Annotated in this window: 18 protein-coding genes; 11 read left to right on the top strand and 7 right to left on the bottom strand. The window is 74.1% G+C overall.

Annotated features, from left to right (window positions below):
- Positions 1 to 14: 14 nt before the first annotated feature.
- A complete protein-coding gene (locus ADL34_RS33385) occupies positions 15 to 1,316 on the bottom strand; it encodes an RNA polymerase sigma factor (RefSeq protein ID WP_062669274.1) in 1,302 nt (433 codons plus the stop codon).
- Positions 1,317 to 1,419: 103 nt separating this feature from the next.
- On the opposite strand from ADL34_RS33385, the gene ADL34_RS33380 reads away from it, so the two are divergent.
- Together ADL34_RS33380 and ADL34_RS33375 are read left to right on the top strand one after the other, a co-directional pair.
- Positions 1,420 to 2,100, top strand: coding sequence for a hypothetical protein (locus ADL34_RS33380; RefSeq protein WP_062669276.1), 681 nt, complete (start codon positions 1,420 to 1,422; stop codon positions 2,098 to 2,100).
- Positions 2,097 to 3,101, top strand: a complete 1,005-nt coding sequence (locus ADL34_RS33375) for a nucleotidyl transferase AbiEii/AbiGii toxin family protein (RefSeq protein WP_062669278.1) — start codon at positions 2,097 to 2,099, stop codon at positions 3,099 to 3,101. Before ADL34_RS33380 ends, ADL34_RS33375 begins: the two co-directional genes overlap by 4 nt.
- Here ADL34_RS33375 and dnaG read toward each other — a convergent pair.
- From dnaG to ADL34_RS33355, 4 genes are all read right to left on the bottom strand, one after another.
- Complete coding sequence (gene dnaG / locus ADL34_RS33370) at positions 3,072 to 4,976, bottom strand: DNA primase (protein WP_062669280.1); 1,905 nt, start codon at positions 4,974 to 4,976, stop codon at positions 3,072 to 3,074. The genes ADL34_RS33375 and dnaG overlap by 30 nt on opposite strands.
- 29 nt (positions 4,977 to 5,005) lie before the next feature.
- A complete protein-coding gene (locus tag ADL34_RS33365) occupies positions 5,006 to 6,271 on the bottom strand; it encodes an NAD(P)/FAD-dependent oxidoreductase (RefSeq protein WP_062669282.1) in 1,266 nt (421 codons plus the stop codon).
- Between the two features lie 126 nt (positions 6,272 to 6,397).
- Positions 6,398 to 7,651, bottom strand: a complete 1,254-nt coding sequence (locus ADL34_RS33360; protein ID WP_062669283.1) for a deoxyguanosinetriphosphate triphosphohydrolase — start codon at positions 7,649 to 7,651, stop codon at positions 6,398 to 6,400.
- Between the two features lie 59 nt (positions 7,652 to 7,710).
- Positions 7,711 to 8,580 carry a sirohydrochlorin chelatase gene (locus tag ADL34_RS33355; RefSeq protein WP_062669284.1) on the bottom strand — a complete coding sequence of 290 codons (870 nt, stop codon included), beginning with the start codon at positions 8,578 to 8,580 and terminating at the stop codon, positions 7,711 to 7,713.
- A gap of 222 nt (positions 8,581 to 8,802) precedes the next feature.
- Here ADL34_RS33355 and ADL34_RS33350 point away from each other — a divergent pair, with 222 nt between their 5' ends.
- Together ADL34_RS33350 and ADL34_RS33345 are read left to right on the top strand one after the other, a co-directional pair.
- Entirely contained in the window at positions 8,803 to 9,480 is a 678-nt protein-coding gene (locus ADL34_RS33350; protein ID WP_062669286.1) for a SanA/YdcF family protein, read from the top strand.
- Between the two features lie 103 nt (positions 9,481 to 9,583).
- Entirely contained in the window at positions 9,584 to 11,749 is a 2,166-nt protein-coding gene (locus tag ADL34_RS33345; RefSeq protein WP_062669293.1) for a molybdopterin oxidoreductase family protein, read from the top strand.
- Between the two features lie 37 nt (positions 11,750 to 11,786).
- On the opposite strand, the gene ADL34_RS33340 is transcribed toward ADL34_RS33345, so the two are convergent.
- Positions 11,787 to 12,212 carry a gamma-glutamylcyclotransferase family protein gene (locus ADL34_RS33340; protein ID WP_062669301.1) on the bottom strand — a complete coding sequence of 142 codons (426 nt, stop codon included), beginning with the start codon at positions 12,210 to 12,212 and terminating at the stop codon, positions 11,787 to 11,789.
- 101 nt (positions 12,213 to 12,313) lie between these two features.
- Between ADL34_RS33340 and ADL34_RS33335 the strand changes: the two genes are divergently transcribed.
- From ADL34_RS33335 to ADL34_RS33320, 4 genes are all read left to right on the top strand, one after another.
- The gene (locus ADL34_RS33335; RefSeq protein WP_062669303.1) at positions 12,314 to 13,960 is read left to right on the top strand and encodes a M4 family metallopeptidase; all 1,647 of its coding nucleotides are present in this window, start codon (positions 12,314 to 12,316) and stop codon (positions 13,958 to 13,960) included.
- 112 nt (positions 13,961 to 14,072) lie between these two features.
- Positions 14,073 to 14,999 (top strand): aminoglycoside phosphotransferase family protein, encoded by a 927-nt coding sequence (locus ADL34_RS33330; protein ID WP_079034273.1) that lies wholly within the window; start codon positions 14,073 to 14,075, stop codon positions 14,997 to 14,999.
- Positions 15,000 to 15,520: 521 nt separating this feature from the next.
- Positions 15,521 to 16,039, top strand: coding sequence for a hypothetical protein (locus ADL34_RS33325; protein WP_062669305.1), 519 nt, complete (start codon positions 15,521 to 15,523; stop codon positions 16,037 to 16,039).
- A 117-nt stretch (positions 16,040 to 16,156) separates the two neighbouring features.
- Positions 16,157 to 16,801 carry a class F sortase gene (locus tag ADL34_RS33320; RefSeq protein WP_062669307.1) on the top strand — a complete coding sequence of 215 codons (645 nt, stop codon included), beginning with the start codon at positions 16,157 to 16,159 and terminating at the stop codon, positions 16,799 to 16,801.
- 15 nt (positions 16,802 to 16,816) lie between these two features.
- Here ADL34_RS33320 and ADL34_RS33315 read toward each other — a convergent pair whose 3' ends face one another.
- The gene (locus ADL34_RS33315) at positions 16,817 to 17,599 is read right to left on the bottom strand and encodes a sulfite exporter TauE/SafE family protein (protein WP_062669309.1); all 783 of its coding nucleotides are present in this window, start codon (positions 17,597 to 17,599) and stop codon (positions 16,817 to 16,819) included.
- Positions 17,600 to 17,808: 209 nt separating this feature from the next.
- Here ADL34_RS33315 and ADL34_RS33310 point away from each other — a divergent pair, with 209 nt between their 5' ends.
- From ADL34_RS33310 to nirD, 3 genes are read left to right on the top strand one after another with little or no spacing between them, the layout of a single operon-like run.
- A complete protein-coding gene (locus ADL34_RS33310) occupies positions 17,809 to 19,020 on the top strand; it encodes an NAD(P)/FAD-dependent oxidoreductase (RefSeq protein ID WP_062669311.1) in 1,212 nt (403 codons plus the stop codon).
- Positions 19,020 to 21,632: a nitrite reductase large subunit NirB gene (nirB, locus tag ADL34_RS33305; protein WP_062669313.1), complete on the top strand. Its 2,613-nt coding sequence runs from the start codon at positions 19,020 to 19,022 to the stop codon at positions 21,630 to 21,632. The genes ADL34_RS33310 and nirB overlap by 1 nt, the downstream gene beginning before the upstream one ends.
- A complete protein-coding gene (gene nirD, locus ADL34_RS33300) occupies positions 21,629 to 21,979 on the top strand; it encodes a nitrite reductase small subunit NirD (RefSeq protein WP_062669315.1) in 351 nt (116 codons plus the stop codon). Before nirB ends, nirD begins: the two co-directional genes overlap by 4 nt.
- The last annotated feature ends 16 nt before the right edge of the window (positions 21,980 to 21,995 follow it).

Genomic DNA, 21,995 nt, shown 5'->3' with positions numbered 1-21,995 from the left:
TGAGCGGCCCCTTCTCAGTCCAGATAGCCCCGCAACTGGTCCGCGAACGCGTGGTCGCGCAGCTTGTTGAGGGTCTTGGACTCGATCTGGCGGATGCGTTCGCGGGTCACGCCGAAGATGCGGCCTATCTCCTCCAGGGTGCGCGGGCGGCCGTCCGCGAGCCCGTACCGCAGCTGCACGACCTTGCGTTCGCGCTCCCCCAGGGTCGACAGCACCGCCTCGAGGTGTTCGCGCAGCAGCAGGAACGCCGCCGACTCCACCGGCGAGGCGGCGTCGCCGTCCTCGATGAGGTCGCCGAGTGCGACGTCCTCCTCCTCGCCCACCGGGGCGTGCAGCGAGACGGGCTCCTGCGCGAGCCGCAGCACCTCGCTGACCCGCTCGGGCGGCAGGTCGAGGTGGGCGGCGACCTCCTCCGGCGTCGGCTCGTAGCCGCGTTCCTGGAGCATGCGGCGCTGGACGCGGACGACCCGGTTGATCAGCTCGACCACGTGCACGGGCACGCGGATGGTGCGGGCCTGGTCGGCGAGGGCCCGGGACATGGCCTGGCGGATCCACCAGGTGGCGTACGTGGAGAACTTGTAGCCGCGGGCGTAGTCGAACTTCTCGACGGCGCGGATCAGTCCGAGGTTGCCCTCCTGGACGAGGTCGAGCATGGTCAGGCCGCGTCCGACGTACCGTTTGGCGACGGACACGACGAGCCGCAGGTTGGCCTCGATGAGCCGCCGTTTGGCCATCCGGCCCATGACGACCAGCCGGTCCAGGTCCTGGGCGAGCCGGCTCTCCAGGTCGGGGGTGCGGGCCAGCTTCTCCTCCGCGAACAGGCCGGCCTCGACCCGGCGGGCCAGCTCGACCTCCTCGGCGGCGGTGAGCAGCGGGATACGCCCGATCTCCCGCAGGTACTGGCGGAACAGGTCGGAGGTGGGGCCCGCGGTGTCGGGGCGGACCCGGGCCGGGAGGGGCGCCTCGACCGGCTCGGTGGCCTCGTCCAGCGCCTCCGCGGGCGGCTCGGGCGGCTCGGGCGAAGCCTGCGGCTCCGACTCCGGGTGGTGCGCGGCACGGTTCTGCGGGGGGACCGCGGCGAGCACGTCGTCGTCCGCGTCCGGCGCCGCGCCGTCCGGACGGGTGTCGGTCTCGACGAGGGTCTGGGTCTGCACGGGGGCGACCTCCAGGGTGATCGCTGCCGAGGCGTACGGCAGCGCTGCTTCGAGGGCGGAGTCGGCGGCCTCGCCGCTGTCCGTCCCGTACGCGATGAGCGGAACCGCGGGGGTGTGGGATCCGTGGGGGACGGACCGGCCGCGCTCCGAGGACTCAGGCACCGCCCCCCAGTGTGGGGTACGACACATCGCTGCCACGAGGGGCGTGCGGTGACTTTTTGCGATCGGGCCGTGACCACGGGGTGATGTCGGCCGGGAAACCCGGATGCCCGTCCTCGGCGGGGTCTGGCACGATGCGGCGGTGTCCGGATCCCTGTACGAGACCCATGTGACGGTGCGTTGCGCCGACGCGGCCGAGGCCGGGCGGCTGCGCCGCTGGTCGGCCGCCGCGGGTCTGAAGCTGACCTGTATCGAACTGGCCCGCGGCCGGGTGCCGTCGCAGCCGATGCTCACGCTGACCGGTGCCCCCTCGCGGGCCGCGGCGGCGGCCGGCGCCGAGGAGATGGCCGCGCGGCTGCGGGCGGGCGGGTTCAGCCCGGTGCGCGTCAAGATCGAGTCGGCGCCCTGGGCGCCGGAGGTGCCGGTGGGGCCGTGCGGCGGCGGGCAGTACTTCGAGCACCATGTGCGGCTGCGGCTGCCCGCGGACACGGACCTCGGGGCGCTGGCCGCCCGGGTGGTGCCGCACGGCGCGCATCTGTCGTGGAACGCGCGCCGGGTCGTCGGCGCCCTCCACGAACGGTTCGCGACCCAGCGGTGCCACGGGGCGGACGCCGCCGGCGCCGGACGCGCCCTGGAGGCGCTGCTGTCCGAACTGGCGGGGTTCGACGTGGTGGACGTGGAGCGGGAGTTCGTGCTGTACGACAGCGATCTGTCCGTGGACGACGGCTGGATCGAGGAGCGTCCCGGACGGACCGGGGACGTCATGACGCGGGAGACACGGCGATGAGCGGGACGTGGCGGAAGTGGGGTCTGTGGAGCGAGATGCCCCGGGAGGAGCTGGACGACGCCACGCGGCGGGCCAAGGACCTGCCGATGACGCTGCGCACGGTGCCCGGCGAGGACGTCTCGCAGCGCCTGGTCTTCGACCCGAGCATGAAGCAGCATCACAACGCCTACCGCGCCACCGACCCCGCGTTCGCCGACCCCGCCCGCACGGACGCCTGGCGCGCGGCCCGGCGCCGGGCGCTGGACCTGGTCCTCACCGCGATCGCCGGATCGGAGTGGGCCGACGCGCTGGTGCTGCGCGGCAGCGTGCTGATGTCCGCCTGGTTCGGTGAGGCCGCGCGGGAGCCCGGCGACCTGGACTTCGTCGTCGTGCCGGAGACGTGGCGGATGGAGGAGGAGCGCACCGCGCGGATGCTCGACGGGATCGCGCGGGCGGCCGAGGAGGCGTCCGGGGACGGCGTGCGGGTGTCGGCCGAGGGCGCCGCCGTGGAGGACATCTGGACCTATGAGCGGGTGCCGGGCCGCCGGATGGTGCTGCCGTGGAGCGCGCCGGGCCTGCCCGAGGGGCACGTCCAGCTCGACTTCGTCTTCAACGAGCGGCTGCCCGAGCCGCCCGAGCCCGTGGAGCTGCCGGGGGGTGCCGTCGTGTGGGCGGCCACGCCCGCGCTGTCGCTGGCCTGGAAGCTGATGTGGCTGATCAACGACGCGTACGCGCAGGGCAAGGACCTGTACGACGCGGTGCTGCTCGCCGAGCGGTATCCGCTGCCGTACGAGCTGCTGCACGAGGTCTTCCGGCTCTCGGGCGAGTGGCCCTACCCGTACCAGGAGTACGTCGGCTTCGACGACGTGGTGGAGGCGCTGCGGTTCGTCGAGTGGCGGCACTTCGTCACCGAGTATCCGCGGTACGCCGACGCCGAGCAGGCGTTCGTGGACCGGCTGGTCCGGGCGGTGGCGCCGACCTTCGCGGGCCGGTCAGAGGGCGGCGGCCCCGTGGGCGCGTAGCGCCTGGTCGTACTGCTGGAGCACCCACAGCTCGTTCTGCACGGCGGCGAGCTGGGCCGGGTCGCCGCCCGCGCCGAGACGGGTCAGCTGGCTCTGGACGTCGCGGACCCGGCGCTCGACGGCGCGGCGGCGGACGGTGACGAGCTGTTCGCCCGCGTAGTTCTCGTCGACGGTCCTGCGCATGATCGCCTCGACGGCGAGTTCGGTGACCATGGCGCGGACCTGGTCGTCCGGGGCCGCGTCCCGGACCCGGACCAGGTACTCCTGCGGGTCCTGGATGCCGTACTCCGCGCCGCCCGCGTCCATGATCGCCTGGCGGACGGCGGCGTAGGGGGCGGCGGTGAACTCGTCGACGCCGTACGCGTCGAAGGCCGGGGAGACCAGCTCGGGGCGCTGGAGGGCGAGCTTCAGCAGCTCGCGCTCGGTGGCGTAGACGGGGTTGCGCAGGGTGAGGGCCGGGCCGGTGGCGCGGGGCCGGGGCGCGGCGTCGTACGGCTGCTGCTGGCCCCGGGAGGAGGGGGCCGGGCCGCGGCCGCCCCGGTCGCGGGCCCACCGGGCGAGCTGGGCGACCCGCTTGACCACGAACTGGGTGTCGAGGATGCCGAGCATGCCGGCGAGCTGGACGGCGACCTCGTGCTGGGCGCCGCTGTTCTTGATGCGGGCGACGATCGGGGCGGCCTCGTCCAGCGCGGCGGCGCGGCCCGCCGGGGTGTCCAGGTCGTAGCGGACGACGATCTGGCGCAGCGCGAACTCGAAGAGCGGGGTGCGCGGTTCGACCAGGTCGGAGACGGCGTCGTCGCCCTTGGCGAGACGCAGCTCGCAGGGGTCCATGCCGTCCGGGGCGATCGCGATGTAGGTCTCGGCGGCGAACTTCTGGTCGTCCTCGAAGGCGCGCAGGGCCGCCTTCTGGCCGGCGGCGTCGCCGTCGAAGGTGAAGATCACGCGGGCCGAGCCGTTGTCCATCAGGAGCCGGCGCAGGATCTTGATGTGGTCGCCACCGAAGGCGGTGCCGCAGGTCGCGATCGCCGTGGTGACGCCGGCGAGGTGGCAGGCCATGACGTCGGTGTAGCCCTCGACGACGACCGCGCGGGACGCCTTGGCGATGTCCTTCTTGGCGAGGTCGATGCCGTACAGGACCTGGGACTTGCGGTAGATCGCCGTGTCGGGGGTGTTGAGGTACTTCGGGCCGTTGTCCGCCTCGTAGAGCTTGCGGGCGCCGAAGCCGACGACGTCGCCGCCGATGTCGCGGATGGGCCACATCAGGCGGCCCCGGAAGCGGTCGATGGGGCCGCGGCGGCCCTCCTGGGCCAGTCCGGAGAGGATGATCTCCTTGTCGGTGAAGCCCTTGCCGCGCAGGAAGCGGGTGAGGTGGTCCCAGCCCTGCGGGCTGTAGCCGACGGAGAAGCGCTGCGCGGCGGCCTGGTCGAAGCCGCGCTCGGCGAGGAACTTGCGGCCGGTGTCGGCCTCCGGGCTGGTGGCGAGCTGCTCCATGTACCAGTCGGCGGCGATCTTGTGGGCCTCGACCAGGCGGATGCGCTCGCCGCGCTGGTGGGAGGGGTTGTAGCCGCCCTCCTCGTAGCGCAGGGTGATGCCGGCCTGGCCGGCGAGGCGCTCGACGGCCTCGGAGAAGGAGAGGTGGTCCACCTTCATCACGAAGGTGATGGTGTCGCCGCCCTCCTGGCAGCCGAAGCAGTGGAAGAGACCCTTGCTGGGGCTGACCTGGAAGGACGGCGACTTTTCGTCGTGGAAGGGGCACAGCCCCTTCAGGTTCCCGCCGCCGGCGTTGCGCAGCTGGAGGTACTCGGAGACGACGGCGTCGATCGGGACCGCGTCCCGTACCGCCTTCACGTCGTCATCGTTGATCCGTCCTGCCACGCGTGAATTCTACGGGGCGGGACGGACACTCAAGGGATGAGGTCTTCGAGCGGAATATGGGGATTCGCGAGGTTCTCGGTGTTCACCTGGGCCCGGGAGCGGATCAGTTTCTGGATCGGTTCGGTGACGTCCCACACGTTGACGTTCATCCCGGCCAGCACCCGGCCCTCCTTCACCCAGAAGGCGATGAACTCGCGCTTGCCGGCGTCCCCGCGGATCACGACCTGGTCGTACGACCCGGCCGGCGCCCATCCGCTGTACTCCATGCCCAGGTCGTACTGGTCGGAGAAGAAGTAGGGCACGCGGTCGTAGGTGACGTCCTGGCCGAGCATCGCGCGGGCCGCGGCCGGGCCGCCGTTGAGCGCGTTGGCCCAGTGCTCCACCCGCAGCCGGGTGTCGAACAGGGCGTGCGGGAAGGAGGCCACGTCTCCGGCCGCGTAGATGTCGGGGTCGGAGGTGCGCAGCCGTTCGTCGACCACGACCCCGCGGCCGTGCGCGGCGTCGGCGATCTCCAGGCCGGCGGCCTCGGCGAGGGCGGTGCGCGGGGCGGCGCCGATGGCCGCGAGGACGTCGTGCGCGGGGTGCTCCTCGCCGTCGTCGGTGCGGACGGCCAGCACCATGCCGTCCTGGCCGACGATCTCCGTCAGCCGCCGCCCGAAGTGGAACCGCACCCCGTGCTCGCGGTGCAGCTCGGCGAAGAGCGCGCCGAGCTCGGGGCCGAGCACACCGTGCAGCGGGGTCTGGCCGTGCTCGACCACGGTGACCTCGGCGCCGTACTCGCGTGCCGCCGCCGCGATCTCCAGGCCGATCCAGCCGGCGCCGGCGATCACGAGGTGCCCGTTGTCCCGGCCGAGGGAGGTCAGGACGCCCTTGAGGCGCTCGGCGTGCGCGAGCCGCCGCAGGTGGTGCACGCCGGCCAGGTCGGTGCCGGGGATGTCCAGGCGGCGGGGTTCGGCGCCGGTCGCGAGGAGCAGCTTGTCGTAGTGGACGACGGTGCCGTCCTCGCCGAACCGGACCGTCTTCGCGGTGCGGTCGATGGCGTCGACGGTCTGCCCGAGGTGCAGCTCGATGTCGTTGCGCGCGTACCAGGCGGGCTCGTGCACGAAGACGGTGTCGCGCTCCTCCTTGCCGAGGACGTAGCCCTTGGACAGGGGCGGCCTCTCGTAGGGGTGGTCGCGCTCGTCGCAGATCAGTATCACCCGCCCGGTGAAGCCCTCCGCGCGGAGTGTCTCGGCCGCCTTGGCGCCGGCCAGCCCGCCTCCGACGATGACGAATGTCTGATCCGCGTCGACCACTTCATGCCTCCTCGTAAGTGCCGCCCCACGAGCGTCCCGCACGCAGCGTGATGCGGGAAGGGGGGGTGACCCGATCAGGCCACGCAGGGTCACTTTCGGGTGGCCGGGTCCCCGGGCGCGGTGGGTTCAGGCCCGGCCGCTGAGGCGGGCGTGCAGGGCGCGGGCCGAGGCGTCCGTCAGGTTGGCGATCTGGTCGACGACGACCCGCTTGCGGGCGCGGTCGTCACCGGCCTCGTCGAACAGCGCGCGGAACTGCGGGTCCAGCCCGTCGGGGGCGCGGGCGGTCAGCGCCTCGGCCAGCTCGGCGACGACGACCCGCTGGTCGGCGCGCAGCCGCTCCTGCTCGGCGCGCTGCATGACGTACCGGTCGGCGACGGCCTTCAGGACCGCGCACTCCATGCGGGTCGCGCGCGGCACGACGAGTTCGGCGGCGTAGCGGGTGAGCCGTCCGCCGCCGTGCGCGGCGCGGGTCGCGCCCTCGGCCGCCAGGCAGAACCGGCCGATGAGCTGGCTGGTGGCGTCCTTGAGGCGGCCCTGGGCGACGGCCGAGCCGTCGTAGCCGTGCGGCCACCACTCCTGGTCGAGGAGCCGGTCCAGGGCCTCGGCGAGCTCGGCGGGGTCGGTGTCCGCGGGCACGTACCGGCCGACGGCGACGGCGAAGACGGCATCACGCTCCGGCTCGGCGTGCAGGCAGTTGGGGTCGATGTGGCCGGCGTGCAGGCCGTCCTCGACGTCGTGCACGGAGTACGCCACGTCGTCGGCCCAGTCCATCACCTGCGCCTCGAAGGTGGTGCGGGTGCCGGGGGCGTCCTTGCGGATCCAGTCGAAGACGGGCCGGTCGTCCTCGTAGACGCCGAACTTCCGCGAGAGCGGGTCGGTGGGGTGGGCACCGCGGGGCCAGGGGTACTTGGTGGCGGCGTCCAGGGTGGCGCGGGTGAGGTTGAGGCCCACGGAGCCCTCCGGGGTGAACCGCTTGGGCTCGATCCGGGTGAGCAGGCGCAGGGACTGGGCGTTGCCCTCGAAGCCGCCGCAGTCCTCGGCGAACTCGTTGAGGGCGACCTCGCCGTTGTGGCCGAACGGGGGGTGGCCGAGGTCGTGGGAGAGGCAGGCGGCCTCGACCAGGTCGGGGTCGCACCCGAGCGCCTCGCCGAGCTCCCGCCCGACCTGGGCGCACTCCAGGGAGTGGGTGAGGCGCGTCCGGGGGCTGGGGTCCCAGGCGTTGCTGTGCGTACCGGGTGTCACGACCTGGGTCTTGCCGGCGAGCCTGCGCAGCGCGGCCGAGTGCAGGACCCGGGCCCGGTCACGTTGAAAGGCCGTGCGCCCGGGGCGCTTGTCGGGTTCCGGTGCCCATCGTTCGACTGCCGACTCGTCGTAGTGCATGCACCGACAGTACGGCCAGACGAGCGGCGAGGGGGTCTGGCGGGGTGGGCGCCCGGGGTTCAGGCCGAGGCCAGGGACGGGGTCGTCGTCGCCGGGGTGGTCGTGTGGTCGTAGCGGTGGAGCAGGAGGTGGGCCATGGCGGGATGGGTGCCGAGGGGGGCCGACGCGATCCAGGGGGCCTGGTCCGCGCACTGGGTCGCGAAGCGGCCGGGGGCCGTGAAGTACGACGCCACCGCGACCCTGGTGCGGCCCCGCGCGGCGAGGGCCGCGAGCGCGTCGGGGACGGACGGGGACGCCGTCGTCGCGTAGGCCGGCACGACCGGGACGCCCAGGCGGGCCGCGAGGAGGCGGGCCGTGCGGGCGGTGTCCACCTTGGACTCGGGGTCGCGGGAGCCGGCCGCCGCCAGGACGACGGCGGTCGTGCGGCGGCCGGCCTCGTCGTCGGGCGTGCGCCAGCCGGCCTCCGTCAGACGGGCGTGCAGCGCCTCCGCGAGGAGCGGGTGCGGGCCGAGCGCGCCGGCCACCCGGCCGCGGACCCGGGAGGCGGCGACCGTCTCCGGGATGTCCCGCTTGATGTGGTAGCCGCGCCCGAGGAGGAGCGGCACCAGGATCGCCTCCCGGTCGCCGAGCGTGGCGAGCGTGTCGGCGAGCAGCGGCTCGTTCAGCTCGATGTGCCCGAGGTGCACCGGCAGTCCGGGGCGCAGCGCGCGGACCTCGTCGAGCAGCGCGGTCACGGTCCGCAGGGCGCGCGGGTCACGGCTGCCGTGGGCGACGACGACGAGCGCGGGAAGGCTGGGGCGGCGCCTGCCGTCGGGGCCGACGAGGGTGAGCTGGCGGGCGAGCTGGCTGCTGATCCGGTTCATGAGGTGCGCCGTACTGTCGAGGGGGGCCGTCGGGGACTCGTCGTGCAGGGGGTTCGACGCCGTCATGGACCGATCGTGGCCGGGCGAGGTTGCTGCGCCGTTTCACGGGGGTGACGGGTTCTTACGCCGGGTTCACGGTCCGGCCCGGGGCCGGTGTGAGGGGACCTGACCTGCGGTTCCGGAGGAGCGGGGTGAAGACCGTCACGCGGGGGCCGGTGAACCGCGCCCGTCCCGGGGGCGTCCTGGGAACCGGGGGCTCACGGGGAGCCGTACCGGAAGGGGGCCGGCATGCGTCTGCGGAGGCCGCGTCTGCCGCGTACCCGCGCCGGGCGCCGGCGGCTGGTGCGGGCCGTGATGGCGGTGAGTGTCCTGGCGCTGCTGCCGGCGACCTGGACGCGGCTGGCCACGGACGGCCGGCTGCGCACCGCGGCGGACGTGCCGCGCACCGATGTCGCCGTCGTCTTCGGGGCGGGACTGTGGGACGGCGAGCCCTCCCCGTATCTCGCGCACCGGCTGGACGCGGCGGCCCGGCTGTACCGGGCGGGACGGATCGAGGTCGTCCTCGTCACCGGGGACAACAGCCGCGAGGACTACGACGAGCCCGACGCCATGCGCGCCTACCTGATCCGGCACGGGGTGCCCGACGCACGGATCGTCAGCGACTACGCGGGCTTCGACACCTGGGACTCCTGCGTCCGGGCCAAGAAGATCTTCGGTGTCGACGAGGCGGTGCTGATCAGCCAGGACTTCCACATCCGGCGGGCGGTGGCGCTGTGCGAGGAGGCCGGGGTCGCGAGCTACGGCGTCGGGGTGGCCGCCCGGCACGACGTCACCTGGTACTACGGCGGCGTGCGGGAGCTGTTCGCGGCCGGCAAGGCGGCGCTGGACGCCGTCGTCGAACCGGACCCGCGCTTCCTCGGCCGGCGCGAGACCGGGGTCGCGGACGCGCTGGCCACGGGCAGGTAGCGGAAGCCTCACGGCGGCCCGCCGCACGCGGGGAGGTCACCGTGCCGCCCGTGTAACCGGGGAGCCGCCGCGCACGTAACACGGCCGACGCACGCTGAACGGCATGCCGAACATCGCGACGCCCACGCACTGCCCGTACTGCGCCCTGCAGTGCGGTATGAACCTCACGCCCACGCGGGACGGGGGCGTCGCGGTGGTCGAGCGCCCGGACTTCCCGGTCAACCGGGGCGCGCTGTGCGGCAAGGGCCGTACGGCGCCCGCGGTGCTGGCCTCCGGGGTCCGGCTGACCTCGCCGCTGGTGCGGTCCGGCGGCACGCTCGTGCCGGCGAGCTGGCCGGAGGCCCTCGACCGGATCGCCGAAGGGCTGGCCCGCACCCGCGCCGAGCACGGCCCGGACGCGTGCGCGGTGTTCGGCGGGGGCGGGCTGACCAACGAGAAGGCGTACAGCCTCGGCAAGTTCGCGCGGATCGTGCTCGGCACCTCGCAGATCGACTACAACGGCCGCTTCTGCATGTCGTCGGCGGCGGCGGCCGGGATCAGGGCGTTCGGCCTGGACCGGGGGCTGCCGTTCCCGCTGGAGGACATCCCGCGCACCGGCTGTGTGATCCTCGTCGGCTCCAACCTCGCGGAGACCATGCCGCCGTCGCTGCGCTTCTTCCAGGAGCTGCGGGACAACGGCGGCACCCTGATCGTCGTCGACCCGCGCCGCACGAAGACGGCCGAACAGGCCGATCTGCACCTCGCGCCCCGCCCCGGCACGGATCTCGCACTGGCCCTCGGGCTGCTGCACCTGGTCGTCGCCGAGGGCCGGGTCGACGAGGAGTACGTGCGCGAGCGCACGGTCGGCTGGGAGGACGCGCGGGCCGCGGCGATGGCGCACTGGCCGGAGTACGTGGAGCGGATCACGGGGGTGTCCGTTCCGGAACTGCGGGAGGCGGTGCGGATGTTCTGCGCGCCGGAGCACGCCATGGTGCTGACCGCGCGCGGGCCCGAGCAGCAGTCCAAGGGCACCGACACGGTGGGCGCCTGGATCAACCTGTGCCTGGCGACGGGCCGGGCGGGCCGGCCGCTGTCCGGCTACGGCTGCCTGACCGGGCAGGGCAACGGGCAGGGCGGACGCGAACACGGCCAGAAGGCCGACCAGTTGCCCGGGTACCGCAAGCTGGACGACCCGGCCGCCCGGCGGTACGTCGCCGGGGTGTGGGGCGTCGACCCGGACCGGCTGCCGGGGCCCGGCCGCAGCGCGTACGAGCTGCTGGACGCGCTGGGCGGTGACATCAGGTCGCTGCTGCTCATGGGCTCCAACCCGGTGGTGTCGGCGCCGCGCGCCGCACACGTCGAGGAGCGGATCAGGTCGCTGGACTTCCTCGCCGTGTGCGACGTCGTGCTGTCGGAGACGGCCGAACTCGCGGACGTGGTGCTGCCGGTGACGCAGTGGGCGGAGGAGACGGGGACGACGACGAACCTGGAGGGCCGGGTCCTCCTGCGCCGCCGGGCGATCGACCCGCCGCCGGGGGTGCGCAGCGACCTGGAGGTCCTGCACGAGCTCGCGGCGCGGCTCGGCGCGGACGAGGGGCTGGAGAAGGGCTTCCCCGTCGACGCGGAGGAGGTCTTCGCGGAGCTGCGGCGGGCGAGCGCGGGCGGTGCGGCGGACTACTCGGGGATCACCTACGAGCGGCTGGCGGAGGAGAACGGCGTCTTCTGGCCGTGCCCCGCGCCACCGGACGCCGACGGCGTCACCGAGCACGCGGACGATCCGGCCCGCGAGGACGACGCCGCCGGCGACGAGGCGGGGGCCGTCCCGCACCCGGGTACGCCCCGGCTGTTCCTGGACCGGTTCGCCACGCCCGACGGGCGGGCCCGGTTCGTGCCGGTGACACACCGGGCGGCGGCGGAAGAGCCCGACGAGGAGTACCCGGTGCTGCTGACGACGGGCCGGGTCGTGGCCCAGTACCAGTCGGGCGCGCAGACCCGCCGGGTCGAGGAGCTGAACAGTGCGGCGCCGGGGCCGTTCGTGGAGCTGCATCCGCGGCTGGCGGCGCGGCTCGGGGTGGCCGAGGGCGACCGGGTGGCCGTGGTCTCGCGCCGGGGCCGGGCGGTGGCCCCCGCCCGCGTCACGTCCGGCATCCGCCCCGACACGGTGTTCATGCCGTTCCACTGGCCGGGCGAGGGCCGCGCCAACACGCTCACCAACCCGGCGCTCGACCCGACGTCCCGGATGCCGGAGTTCAAGACCTGCGCGGTGCGGCTGGAGAGGGCCGAACGCTAGGGGGTGCGGACACGACCAAGACACGGCCTAGGAGCCCTCACCGGGCCTTCCAGTCGCCGCCCGCCAGCGGTGTGCCGTGGGTGCGCAGACGGGCGGCGACGGCGGGCGCGGCGACGTACACCCAGGCCCGGACCGCCGTGCCGTCGCCGGTGCGCAGCACCTCGCGGGCGATGCGCTCGTAGAGGTTGCGCGGGTCGCCCGGGCGGTACTCCTCCAGCCGGTCGAGCGCGGCCAGCAGGTCCGGGTAGTCCTCGGGGCGGACGGTGACGAGGTCGCCCTCGACGGTGCCGGCGCCCCGCTCCTCCACGGCGTACGGGTAGCCCGGGCCGTCGTACAGCAGCGCTCCGCGCAGGCGTCCCGGCTCCTCGGTGAGGGTGCGGCCGCGCAGCAGGGTGTCGTGGTGGGGCTCGCCGGGGCGCAGCGTGCCGTAGACGAAGAACGGCAGTCGGGGAGAGAGGGTCACGGAAACGATTCTCTCCCCTCACACACCTCCACGGCGTCACCCTGGTCATGGCATGTGCACGCCCTCTTGAATCTTGGTCACCGCCGAGATCGAGGAGAGCGATGAGCCGAATACGGCCGTACTTCAGGGGTTCCCGTCCGGCCGTGGCGGGCGTCGCCGTCGCGGTCGCCGCGCTGATGGCCACCGCCCTGTCCCCCACCGCCGGTGCGGACGAGACACCCACCCGGGCCACCGCGCTGCGGAACGCGGCGGCGGTCCTCAAGGACCTTCCGGGGGCCCTGGGCCTGACGTCCCGCCAGGACACGTCCGTACGGGACGTCGTCGTGGACGCCGACGGCACCCAGCACGTCCGCTACGACCGCACCTACCGCGGACTGCCCGTCCTCGGCGGCGACTTCGTCGTCCATCTCGCGAAGGACGGCACCTACCGGAGCGCCTCCCGCGCGACCCGGAGCACCCTCTCCCTGGCGAGCGTCACCCCCCGGATCGCCGCGCCGAAGGCGGCCGACCTCGCGGCGGGCGTGCTGCGCGCCGTCAACGCCGGGCAGACACTGCGGCGGCTCACCGCCCGCCCCGAGCTGGTCGTCGACGCCCTGCACGGCACGCCGAGGCTGGCCTGGCGGACCGACGCCGCCGCCCAGGACTCCCTCGGCAACCCGGTCGCCCGCACGGTGCTCACCGACGCCCGCACCGGCGCCCGGATCGACGCGTGGGACGGCATCGAGACCGCGACCGGCGACGGCAGGTCGCTGTACGCGGGCACGGTCCCGCTCCAGACCTCCGGCTCGCAGCCGTCGTACCAGCTCAAGGACCCGACGCGCGGGAACACGTACACGGGTGACGCCGCGAACAAGACGGACCTGTGCATCCTGACGATCTGTCTGGACCGCGCCCCGGCCACGGTGTTCACCGACGCCGACGACCACTGGGGCGACGGCACCACGGGCGACCGCTCGACGGTCGCGGTGGACGCGCAGTACGGCACGGACGTCACCTGGGACTACTACCGGGACGTGCACGGCCGGAACGGCATCGCCGGCGACGGCAAGGGCTCGTTCAACCGGGTGCACTACGGCAACGACTACAACAACGCGTTCTGGGACGACAGTTGCTTCTGCATGACCTACGGCGACGGTGACGGCACCCAGCTCGGCCCGCTGGTGTCGCTCGACGTCGCCGGGCACGAGATGTCGCACGGCGTGACGTCCAAGACGGCGGGCCTGACGTACTCGGGCGAGTCGGGCGGCCTGAACGAGGCGACGTCCGATGTCTTCGGGACGCTCGTGGAGTTCCACGCGGACAACGCCGCCGAGCCGGGCGACTACCTGATCGGCGAGCGGGTCGTGCGCCCCGGGCTGGGCCGGGACGCCCTGCGGTACATGGACAAGCCGTCGCGGGACGGTAAGTCGGCGGACTGCTGGAGCTCGTCGGTCTCCGGGCTCGACGTCCACTACTCGTCCGGGGTCGGCAACCACTTCGCGTACCTGCTGGCCGAGGGCAGCGGCGCGAAGACGATCAACGGCGTCCGGTACGACTCCCCCACCTGCGACGGCTCGACGGTCACCGGGATCGGCCGGGCCAGGCTCGGCAAGATCTGGTACCGGGCGCTGACGGTCTACATGACGTCCTCCACGAACTACGCGGGCGCCCGCACGGCCACCCTGAACGCGGCGAAGGACCTGTACGGGGCAGGCGGCGCGGAGTACGCGGCGGTGGGCGCAGCCTGGAAGGCCGTGAACGTGGCCTGACGGTACGGGTGGTGAGCGCGGCCGGCGGGGGCGAAAACCGCTGGCCGCGCCGGCGTGCCAGCCCGTACCTTGGCGGCCGTCCCCGACCGTTCCGGGTGCCCCGAGGAGCCGTATGCCGTCCCGCCCCGAGTCGCCGCCGGTCCGTATGCACGCCGACGAACTGGACATCGACGAGGCGCTGGTGGAGCGGCTGGTCGCCGGGCGGTTCCCGCACTGGGCCGGGCTCGCGGTGCGGCGCGTGGCGTCCGCCGGGACCGACAACGCCATGTTCCGGCTCGGCCCCGACCTCGTCGTACGGCTGCCGCGGCTGCCCGGCGGGGCGCGGCAGGTCGGCGCCGAGCACCGCTGGCTGCCCCGGCTCGCCCCGCACCTGCCGCTCACGGTCCCGGCGCCGCTCGCGCTGGGCGGGCCGGGCGCCGGGTACGGGCTGCCGTGGGGGGTGTACGCGTGGCTGGAGGGCGCGGACGCCTTCGAGGCCCCGCCCGCCGACCTCGCCGCGGCCGCCCGGGAGCTGGGGCGTTTCGTCGCGGCGCTGCGGTCGGTGGACGCCGCCGGCGGGCCGCCGTCGTACCGGGGCGGCCCGGTCTCCGAGGGCGACGCGGACGTGCGGGCCGCGATCCGCGGCCTGGGGGCGGCGGACGCGCTGGACGCGCGGGCGGCCACCGGGGTGTGGGAGGACGTGCTCCGGGTTCCCGGCTGGGACGGCACCCCCGTCTGGCTGCACGGCGATCTCCTGCCGGGCAATCTACTGACCTCCTCCGGCCGGCTCACCGCCGTCATCGACTTCGGCTGCTTCGGGACCGGCGACCCGGCCGCCGACCTCATGCCGGCCTGGACCGTCCTGGACGCCGGAACCCGCCAGGTCTTCCGCTCGGCGGCCGGCGCGGACGACGCCACCTGGGAGCGGGGCCGGGGCTGGGCCCTGCGGTTCGGGCTGACGGCGGAGCACTACTACGGCGACGTCTGCGGCAACGGCACCAACCCGGTCCTGGCGGCCGTGGCCCGGCGGACGGTGGCCGAGGTGCTGTCGGACCGGTGACGCGGGCCGCCCCCGTGCCCCCGGTCCCCAGGACGCCCCGGGCCGGGCGCGGTTCACCGGCCCCCGCGTGCCGGTCTTGACTCCCCCCTCCGGCCCCGCAGACACGGCAACCTCGCCCCGCCCGCCATCGGTCCAGAACGCCGTCGAACCCCGTGCACGAGGGCCGGACCGGGGGGCGGGGGCCCGAAGGCGGGACCGGACGCGACGACCCGGACCAGGGACCCGAAGGCGCCGGCCGGGAACCGGCGCCCTGGGGCAGGGGTCGTGTCACCCGTTCACACGCGTGTCCCCCCGGACAGCCGATTCGCTCCGGGCGATCCGGCCGAATCGCCGGTGACCTGCTGAAACGAAGTCCACGGCAGGCTCACGGGCGGTTCCTGCGGCACCCGTTCACCCCGCTCCCGGCCCGGTCTCGACAAGCGCTCCCGCGCCGCTGCGACTTTCCTCGGAAGGGCAGGGGCTCGGCCGAGACGGCGGCACATGGGGATGCCGCGGGCCGTGTTCCGCTCGGAGGAGCATCGATGCGACGTACCACCCGTCTGCTGACCGGGGCCGCGCTGGCCGCCGGCGCCGTGGGGCTCGTCGTCACCCCCGCGTACGGCGGGGACAGCGGCGGCCTGGAGGTGTTCCCGTCCTCGGTCGAGCCGGGCGGGGAGGTCACCGTGCACACGGAGTTCTGCCCGCGGGGCGCCGCCGCCGGCGACGCCAGCGCGGTGGGCGCCGGATCGTTCTCCCTGGTGCCCAGCACCCACGACGAGCAGGCGGCCGGACGGTTCCGGGTGCCGCCGAGCGCGCAGCCGGGCACGTACGAGATCGTCGCGACCTGCGCGGAGGGCGGCAAGCGGGTCGCCGGCGACCTGGTGGTCACGCTGACCGCGCCGCGCGGGCAGACGCATCCACGGGGAGGTGTGAAGACGGGGGTCGGCGGCGCGTTCGGCCACGACCCCGTGCGGACCGCGGCCGGTGTGACGGCTCTCGCCGTCGCCGCCGCGGGCGGTACCTGGCTCCTGCATCGCCGGGCGAGAGGCGACGGGATCTGACGGACACCCTCCGCTGTCCGTCCGCCGGTACCGCACGTCCCCTCCCCCTCCGGGTCCGACGCCCCTCGCGGCCCGGAGGGGGATGAGGGCCGATGAGGCACATCCGAGGAGGCACAGGTGCGCAATGACCGCAGGACGGGCGACGTCGCGATAGCGGCGGCCAGTGTGCTGGCGCTCGGCTGTGCCGTGCTGCTGCTGGCCGGCGGCACCGAGCACCCGCCGCCGCAGCCGTCGACGGCGCAGGCCGCCCGCACGGACGCACCGGGCGCCGGCGCCCGGGCCGCCGGAACCGCCGCGCGGGCCCTGCCACCCTCCCCGCCCGACCGCATCCGCATCCCCGCGATCCGTGTCGACGCGCCGCTGACCGGCCTGGGGCTGACGTCCTCCGGCAGTCTCGACGTACCGCCCGCCGGACGCCCGGACCTCGCCGGCTGGTACGAGTCGGGGACCACACCCGGTGAGAAGGGCACCGCGATCGTCGCCGGCCATGTCGACAACGCCGACGGGCCCGCCGTGTTCTACCGCCTCGGTGCCGTGCGCAAGGGCGGCACCATCGAGGTGGACCGGCGCGACGGCGGCACGGCCGTGTTCACCGTGGACGCCGTGGAGGTGTACGACGCGAAGCACTTCCCGGACGAGAAGGTGTACGGCCCGGCGGCCCGCCCCGAGCTGCGGGTGATCACCTGCGGCGGCGGCTACTCCCGGGCGACCGGCTACCGGGGCAACGTGGTCGTCTTCGCCCACCTCACCGGCAGCCGCTGAGGGCGTCCGGGCGGGTCAGGCGAGCCACTGCTCGTACGCCAGCTTCGCCACCAGCGAGAACACCACCGTCAGCAGCACGATCCGGACGAAGCCGCTGCCCTTCTTCAGGGCGGTACGGGCCCCCAGCGTGCCGCCCGCCAGGTTGAACAGGGCCATCACGGCGGCCAGTTGCCACCAGACCGTGCCCTGCCAGGCGAAGGTGGCCAGCGCCCCGGCGTTGGTGCAGCAGTTGACGATCTTGGCGGTCGCGGAGGCCGTGACCAGGTCCTGGTGCAGCACGGCGGTGAGCGCGAGCACCAGGAACGTGCCGGTGCCGGGGCCGATGAGTCCGTCGTAGAAGCCGATGCCGAGGCCCGCGAGGCCGATCGCCGCGAGGACGCGGCGGCGCGAGGCCGGGCCGGGCGCCGGGGCCGTGCCGAAGGCGGGGCGCAGGATGACGAAGGCGCCCACCGAGAGCAGCACCACCATGATCACGGGCTTGAGGACCTCGGTGCTCATGCCGGCCGCGAAGAAGGCGCCGCCGCTGGAGCCGGCGAGCGCCGCGAGTCCGATGCGCACGGCGAGCCCGACGTCGACGGGCGCCTTGCGGACGTAGGTCACGGCGGCACCCGTCGTGCCGACGATCGCCACCGCCTTGTTGGTGCCGAGCGCGTACGCGGCCGGGCTGCCCGCGGGCAGGCCCAGCAGCAGGGCGGGCAGGAGCAGGAGGCCCCCGCCGCCGACCACGGCGTCGATCCATCCGGCCGCGAGGGCCGCGAGGCACAGGACGGCGACCATGGTCAGGGATATGTCGGGCATGATCGGGACCCTAGACGGCCGATGTGTGCACGGTCCACGCACATGAGGGACTTCTGAGCTTCGGTGCCTCTCGCCCGGCCCCCTCACACCGCCCCCGACCTGGCCCGTCGAACCCTCACATCCGCACCCCGCCCCCGCTGAGGGCAGCGTTCCGCACGGGAAACAGAGGGGATGCTGCCGGGAAACACCCGGCCCGCAGGCTCGTCGGCATGACCTCGAATACGCGTGTGGTGGTGATCGGCGCCGGCCTCGCGGGCGTACGGCTCGCCCGGCGGCTCGGCGAGCTCGGCACGGACGTGACGCTCGTCGGCGACGAGGAACACCGCCCGTACAACCGGGTCCTGCTCGCCGAGGTGCTCGCCGGGCACTACAGCCCGGACGTGATCGCCCTGCCGGAGCCCGCCGGACTGGTCCGCGGCCGGGTCACCGGCATCGACCGCGCGGCGCGCACCGTGCGCCTCGCCGACGGGCGGGCGATCGACTACGGCACCCTCGTCCTGGCCACCGGCTCCAACCCGGTGCTCCCGCCGCTGCGCGGCCTGTTCACCCCCGACCACGTGCTGCCGGAGGGCGTCCACGCCTTCCGCACCCTGGACGACTGCCTCGGCCTGTCCAAGGCGGTCCGGCCCGGCGTGCGGGCCGTCGTGATCGGCGGCGGGCTCCTCGGGGTCTCCGCCGCCCGGGCGCTGGCACTGCGCGGCGCCCAGGTCGTGCTCGCCCAGCAGTCCGAGCGGCTGATGGAACGCCAGCTCGACCCGGCCGCCTCCGCGCTGGTCCGGCGGCATCTGACCGGCCTCGGCGTCGAGGTCCACACCGAACTGCGCGTCCGGGACGTGCGCTGCGTCGGCGGGGCGGTGCGCTCGGTCGAGATGGCCGACGGGTACGCGCTCGACGCCGACCTCGTCGTACTGGCCTGCGGCGTCCACCCCCGGGTGGGGCTCGCCACGACGGCGGGCCTGGAGGTCGCCAAGGGCGTCGTCGTCGACGACGAGCTGCGCACCTCCGACCCGCACATCCGGGCCGTCGGCGACTGCGCGCAGCACGCCGGGACCGTCTACGGGCTCGCCGCGCCCGCGCTGGAACAGGCCGACGTGCTCGCCGCCTCGCTCGCCGGGGACGGCACCGCCCGCTACACCGGCACCCGCGCGCTGACCCGGCTGACGCTGGCCGGCGAGGGCTTCTTCGACCTCGCCGCGTTCGGCGAGACGGAGGCCCGGCCCGGCGACGACGTCGTCCAGCTCGCCGACGCCACCCGCGGCACCTACCGCAAGGTCGTCGTCCGCGACGACCGCCTGGTCGGCGGGGTCCTCGTCGGCGAACTCGGCACCGTCGGCGCGCTCGCCCGCGCCTGGGAGGGCGCCGAGCCGCTCCCCGGTGACGCCCCTCTGCTGCACCTGCTCACCAACGATGGAGGCTCCTGATGACGGCCACCCCCGGGGCGACCCCCACGATCGTGCTCGTCGGCCACGGCATGGTCGGCCAGCGCTTCCTCGAGGCGCTCGCCGAGCGCGGCCTGACCGCCACGCACCGCGTGGTCGTGCTGTGCGAGGAGCCGCGTCCGGCGTACGACCGCGTGGCGCTCACCTCGTACTTCTCGGGCCGCACGCCCGAGGACCTGTCGCTGACGGACGCGGAGTTCATCGCGGCGCACGGCATCGAGCTGTACGTCGGCGACCCGGCGGTCCACGTCGACCGGGAGACCCGCAAGGTCACCGCCCGCTCCGGTGAGGTCTTCGCCTACGACACGCTCGTCCTCGCCACCGGGTCGTACCCGTTCGTGCCGCCGGTGCCGAACAAGGACGCCGACGGCTGCTTCGTCTACCGCACGATCGAGGACCTGCTCGCGATCGAGGAGTACGCGAGGTCCCGGGCCACCACGGGTGCCGTGGTCGGCGGCGGTCTGCTGGGCCTGGAGGCCGCGGGCGCGCTCAAGGGCCTGGGCGTGGAGGCGCACATCGTGGAGTTCGCGCCGCGCCTGATGCCGGTGCAGGTCGACGACGGCGGCGGCGCCGCGCTGCTGCGCACCATCGAGGACATGGGCCTGAGCGTGCACACGGGGGTCGGCACGCAGGAGATCGTGGTCGACTCCTCGGGTGCCGTGACCGGTATGAAGCTGTCCGACAGCTCCGAACTCGCCACCGACATGGTGGTGTTCAGCGCCGGTGTCCGCCCCCGAGACCAGCTGGCCCGCGACTGCGGCCTCACGGTCGGCGAGCGCGGCGGCATCGCGGTCGACGAACGGTGCCGTACGGTGTCCGACCCGTCGGTGTTCGCGATCGGCGAGTGCGCCCTGGCCGTGGACGGCCGGGTGTACGGCCTGGTCGCCCCCGGCTACGAGCAGGCCGAGACGGCCGCCGCGACGATCGCCGAGGACGAGGCGTCCTTCACCGGCGCCGACCTGTCCACCAAGCTGAAGCTGCTCGGCGTGGACGTGGCCTCCTTCGGCGACGCGCACGGCACCACCGAGGACTGCCTGGACGTCGTGTACTCCGACTCGCGTGCGGGCCTGTACAAGAAGCTCGTCGTCGGCCGGGACGGCACCCTGCTCGGCGGCATCCTGGTCGGGGACGCGGAGGCGTACGGCACGCTGCGCGCCTTCACCGGGTCGGTCCCGCCGGTCTCCCCCGAGTCGCTGGTGCTGCCGGCCGGCGCGGGCGCCCCGGCGCAGCTCGGCCCGTCGGCCCTGCCCGACGACGCGGTGATCTGCTCCTGCCACAACGTCACCAAGGGCACGATCCGCGGCGCGGTCACCGAGCACAGCTGCACCACCGTGCCCGAGGTGAAGAAGTGCACCAAGGCCGGCACCGGCTGCGGCAGTTGCGTGAAGGTGCTCGGACAGCTCGTCACCGCCGAGCTGGAGGCGTCCGGCGTCGAGGTCGACAAGGGCCTGTGCGGCTGCTTCGCCCAGACCCGCGAGGAGCTGTACGAGATCGTCCTCGCCCTGCGCATCACCACCTACCAGGACCTGCTCGACCGCTATGGCCGCGACGGCGCCCGCGGCGGCGACGGCTGCGAGATCTGCAAGCCCACGGTCGCGTCGGTCATCGCGTCCCTCGCCCCCACGATCGGCGCGAGCGGCTACGTCCTGGACGGCGAGCAGGCGGCCCTGCAGGACAGCAACGACCACTTCCTCGCCAACCTCCAGAAGAACGGCTCCTACTCGGTCGTCCCGCGCATCCCCGGCGGCGAGGTCACCCCCGAGGGCCTGATCGTGATCGGCGAGATCGCCCGGGACTTCGGCCTCTACACGAAGATCACCGGTGGCCAGCGGATCGACATGTTCGGCGCCCGCGTCGAGCAGCTGCCGCTGATCTGGGCCCGGCTGGTCGACGCCGGCTTCGAGTCCGGCCACGCCTACGGCAAGTCGCTGCGCACGGTGAAGTCCTGCGTGGGGCAGACCTGGTGCCGCTACGGCGTGCAGGACTCGGTCCGCATGGCGATCGACCTGGAGCTGCGGTACCGGGGGCTGAGGTCGCCGCACAAGCTGAAGTCGGCGGTCTCCGGCTGCCAACGCGAGTGCGCGGAGGCCCAGTCGAAGGACTTCGGCGTGATCGCCACCGCCAACGGCTGGAACCTGTACGTCGGCGGCAACGGCGGCGCCACCCCGCGCCACGCGGACCTGCTGGCGCAGGACCTGTCCGACGCCGAACTGATCCGGCTGATCGACCGGTTCCTGATGTTCTACATCCGCACCGCGGACCGCCTGGAGCGCACCAGCGTGTGGCTGGAGCGCATCCCGGGCGGCCTGGACCACGTCCGCGAGGTCGTCGTGGAGGACTCCCTCGGCATCTGCGAGGAGCTGGAGTCCCTGATGGCGGCCCACGTGTCGCACTACCGCGACGAGTGGGCCGAGACCATCAACGACCCCGAGAAGCTCGCCCGGTTCGTGTCCTTCGTGAACGCGCCCGACACCCCCGACCCGGTCGTCGGCTTCGTCCCGGAGCGCGACCAGATCAAGCCCGACCTGCCCCTGCTGTCCATCGGCATGCGTCCCCGCGCCGAAGACGTCCTGGAAGGAAGCGCCCAGCGATGACCCTGGCTCCCGAGATCACCGATGTGAAGGTCCACGTCCGGGTGGGCGGCCACTGGCTGCCGGTCTGCGACCTGACCCGGCTGCTGCCGGGCCGGGGCGTGGCGGCCCTGCTGCCGGACGGCGGCCAGGTGGCCCTGTTCCGGGACCGCGCCGGCCGCCTGTACGCGATCGACAACCGCGACCCGTTCGGCGGCGCGGCGGTCCTCTCCCGCGGCCTCATCGGCACCCACCGGGGCCGCCCCTTCGTCGCCTCCCCGCTGCTGAAGCAGCGGTTCGACCTGGAGACGGGGCGGTGCCTGGACGACGAGGCGGTGCGGGTGGCGACGTACGAGGTGCGCGCGGCCTGACGGAGCTTCGTCAGGG

The sequence above is a fragment of the Streptomyces sp. NRRL WC-3605 genome, from assembly GCF_001509795.1.
In the GTDB taxonomy this organism is placed as follows: Bacteria; Actinomycetota; Actinomycetes; order Streptomycetales; family Streptomycetaceae; genus Streptomyces; species Streptomyces viridochromogenes.
Note: the sequence above shows the minus strand (reverse complement) of the source record. Positions and strands in the feature narration are given on the sequence as shown.

Bases quoted from the DNA above. Each gene is read 5' to 3' on its own strand.
- ADL34_RS33345 (WP_062669293.1), top strand. From the start codon at position 9,584: ATGCCGAACATCGCGACGCCCACGCACTGCCCGTACTGCGCCCTGCAG.
- ADL34_RS33310 (WP_062669311.1), top strand. From the start codon at position 17,809: ATGACCTCGAATACGCGTGTGGTGGTGATCGGCGCCGGCCTCGCGGGC.
- ADL34_RS33335 (WP_062669303.1), top strand. From the start codon at position 12,314: ATGAGCCGAATACGGCCGTACTTCAGGGGTTCCCGTCCGGCCGTGGCG.
- ADL34_RS33360 (WP_062669283.1), bottom strand. From the start codon at position 7,651: ATGCACTACGACGAGTCGGCAGTCGAACGATGGGCACCGGAACCCGAC.
- ADL34_RS33330 (WP_079034273.1), top strand. From the start codon at position 14,073: ATGCCGTCCCGCCCCGAGTCGCCGCCGGTCCGTATGCACGCCGACGAA.
- ADL34_RS33380 (WP_062669276.1), top strand. From the start codon at position 1,420: ATGCCCGTCCTCGGCGGGGTCTGGCACGATGCGGCGGTGTCCGGATCC.
- ADL34_RS33325 (WP_062669305.1), top strand. From the start codon at position 15,521: ATGCGACGTACCACCCGTCTGCTGACCGGGGCCGCGCTGGCCGCCGGC.
- nirD (WP_062669315.1), top strand. From the start codon at position 21,629: ATGACCCTGGCTCCCGAGATCACCGATGTGAAGGTCCACGTCCGGGTG.
- nirB (WP_062669313.1), top strand. From the start codon at position 19,020: ATGACGGCCACCCCCGGGGCGACCCCCACGATCGTGCTCGTCGGCCAC.
- ADL34_RS33375 (WP_062669278.1), top strand. From the start codon at position 2,097: ATGAGCGGGACGTGGCGGAAGTGGGGTCTGTGGAGCGAGATGCCCCGG.
- ADL34_RS33315 (WP_062669309.1), bottom strand. From the start codon at position 17,599: ATGCCCGACATATCCCTGACCATGGTCGCCGTCCTGTGCCTCGCGGCC.
- ADL34_RS33350 (WP_062669286.1), top strand. From the start codon at position 8,803: ATGCGTCTGCGGAGGCCGCGTCTGCCGCGTACCCGCGCCGGGCGCCGG.
- ADL34_RS33355 (WP_062669284.1), bottom strand. From the start codon at position 8,580: ATGACGGCGTCGAACCCCCTGCACGACGAGTCCCCGACGGCCCCCCTC.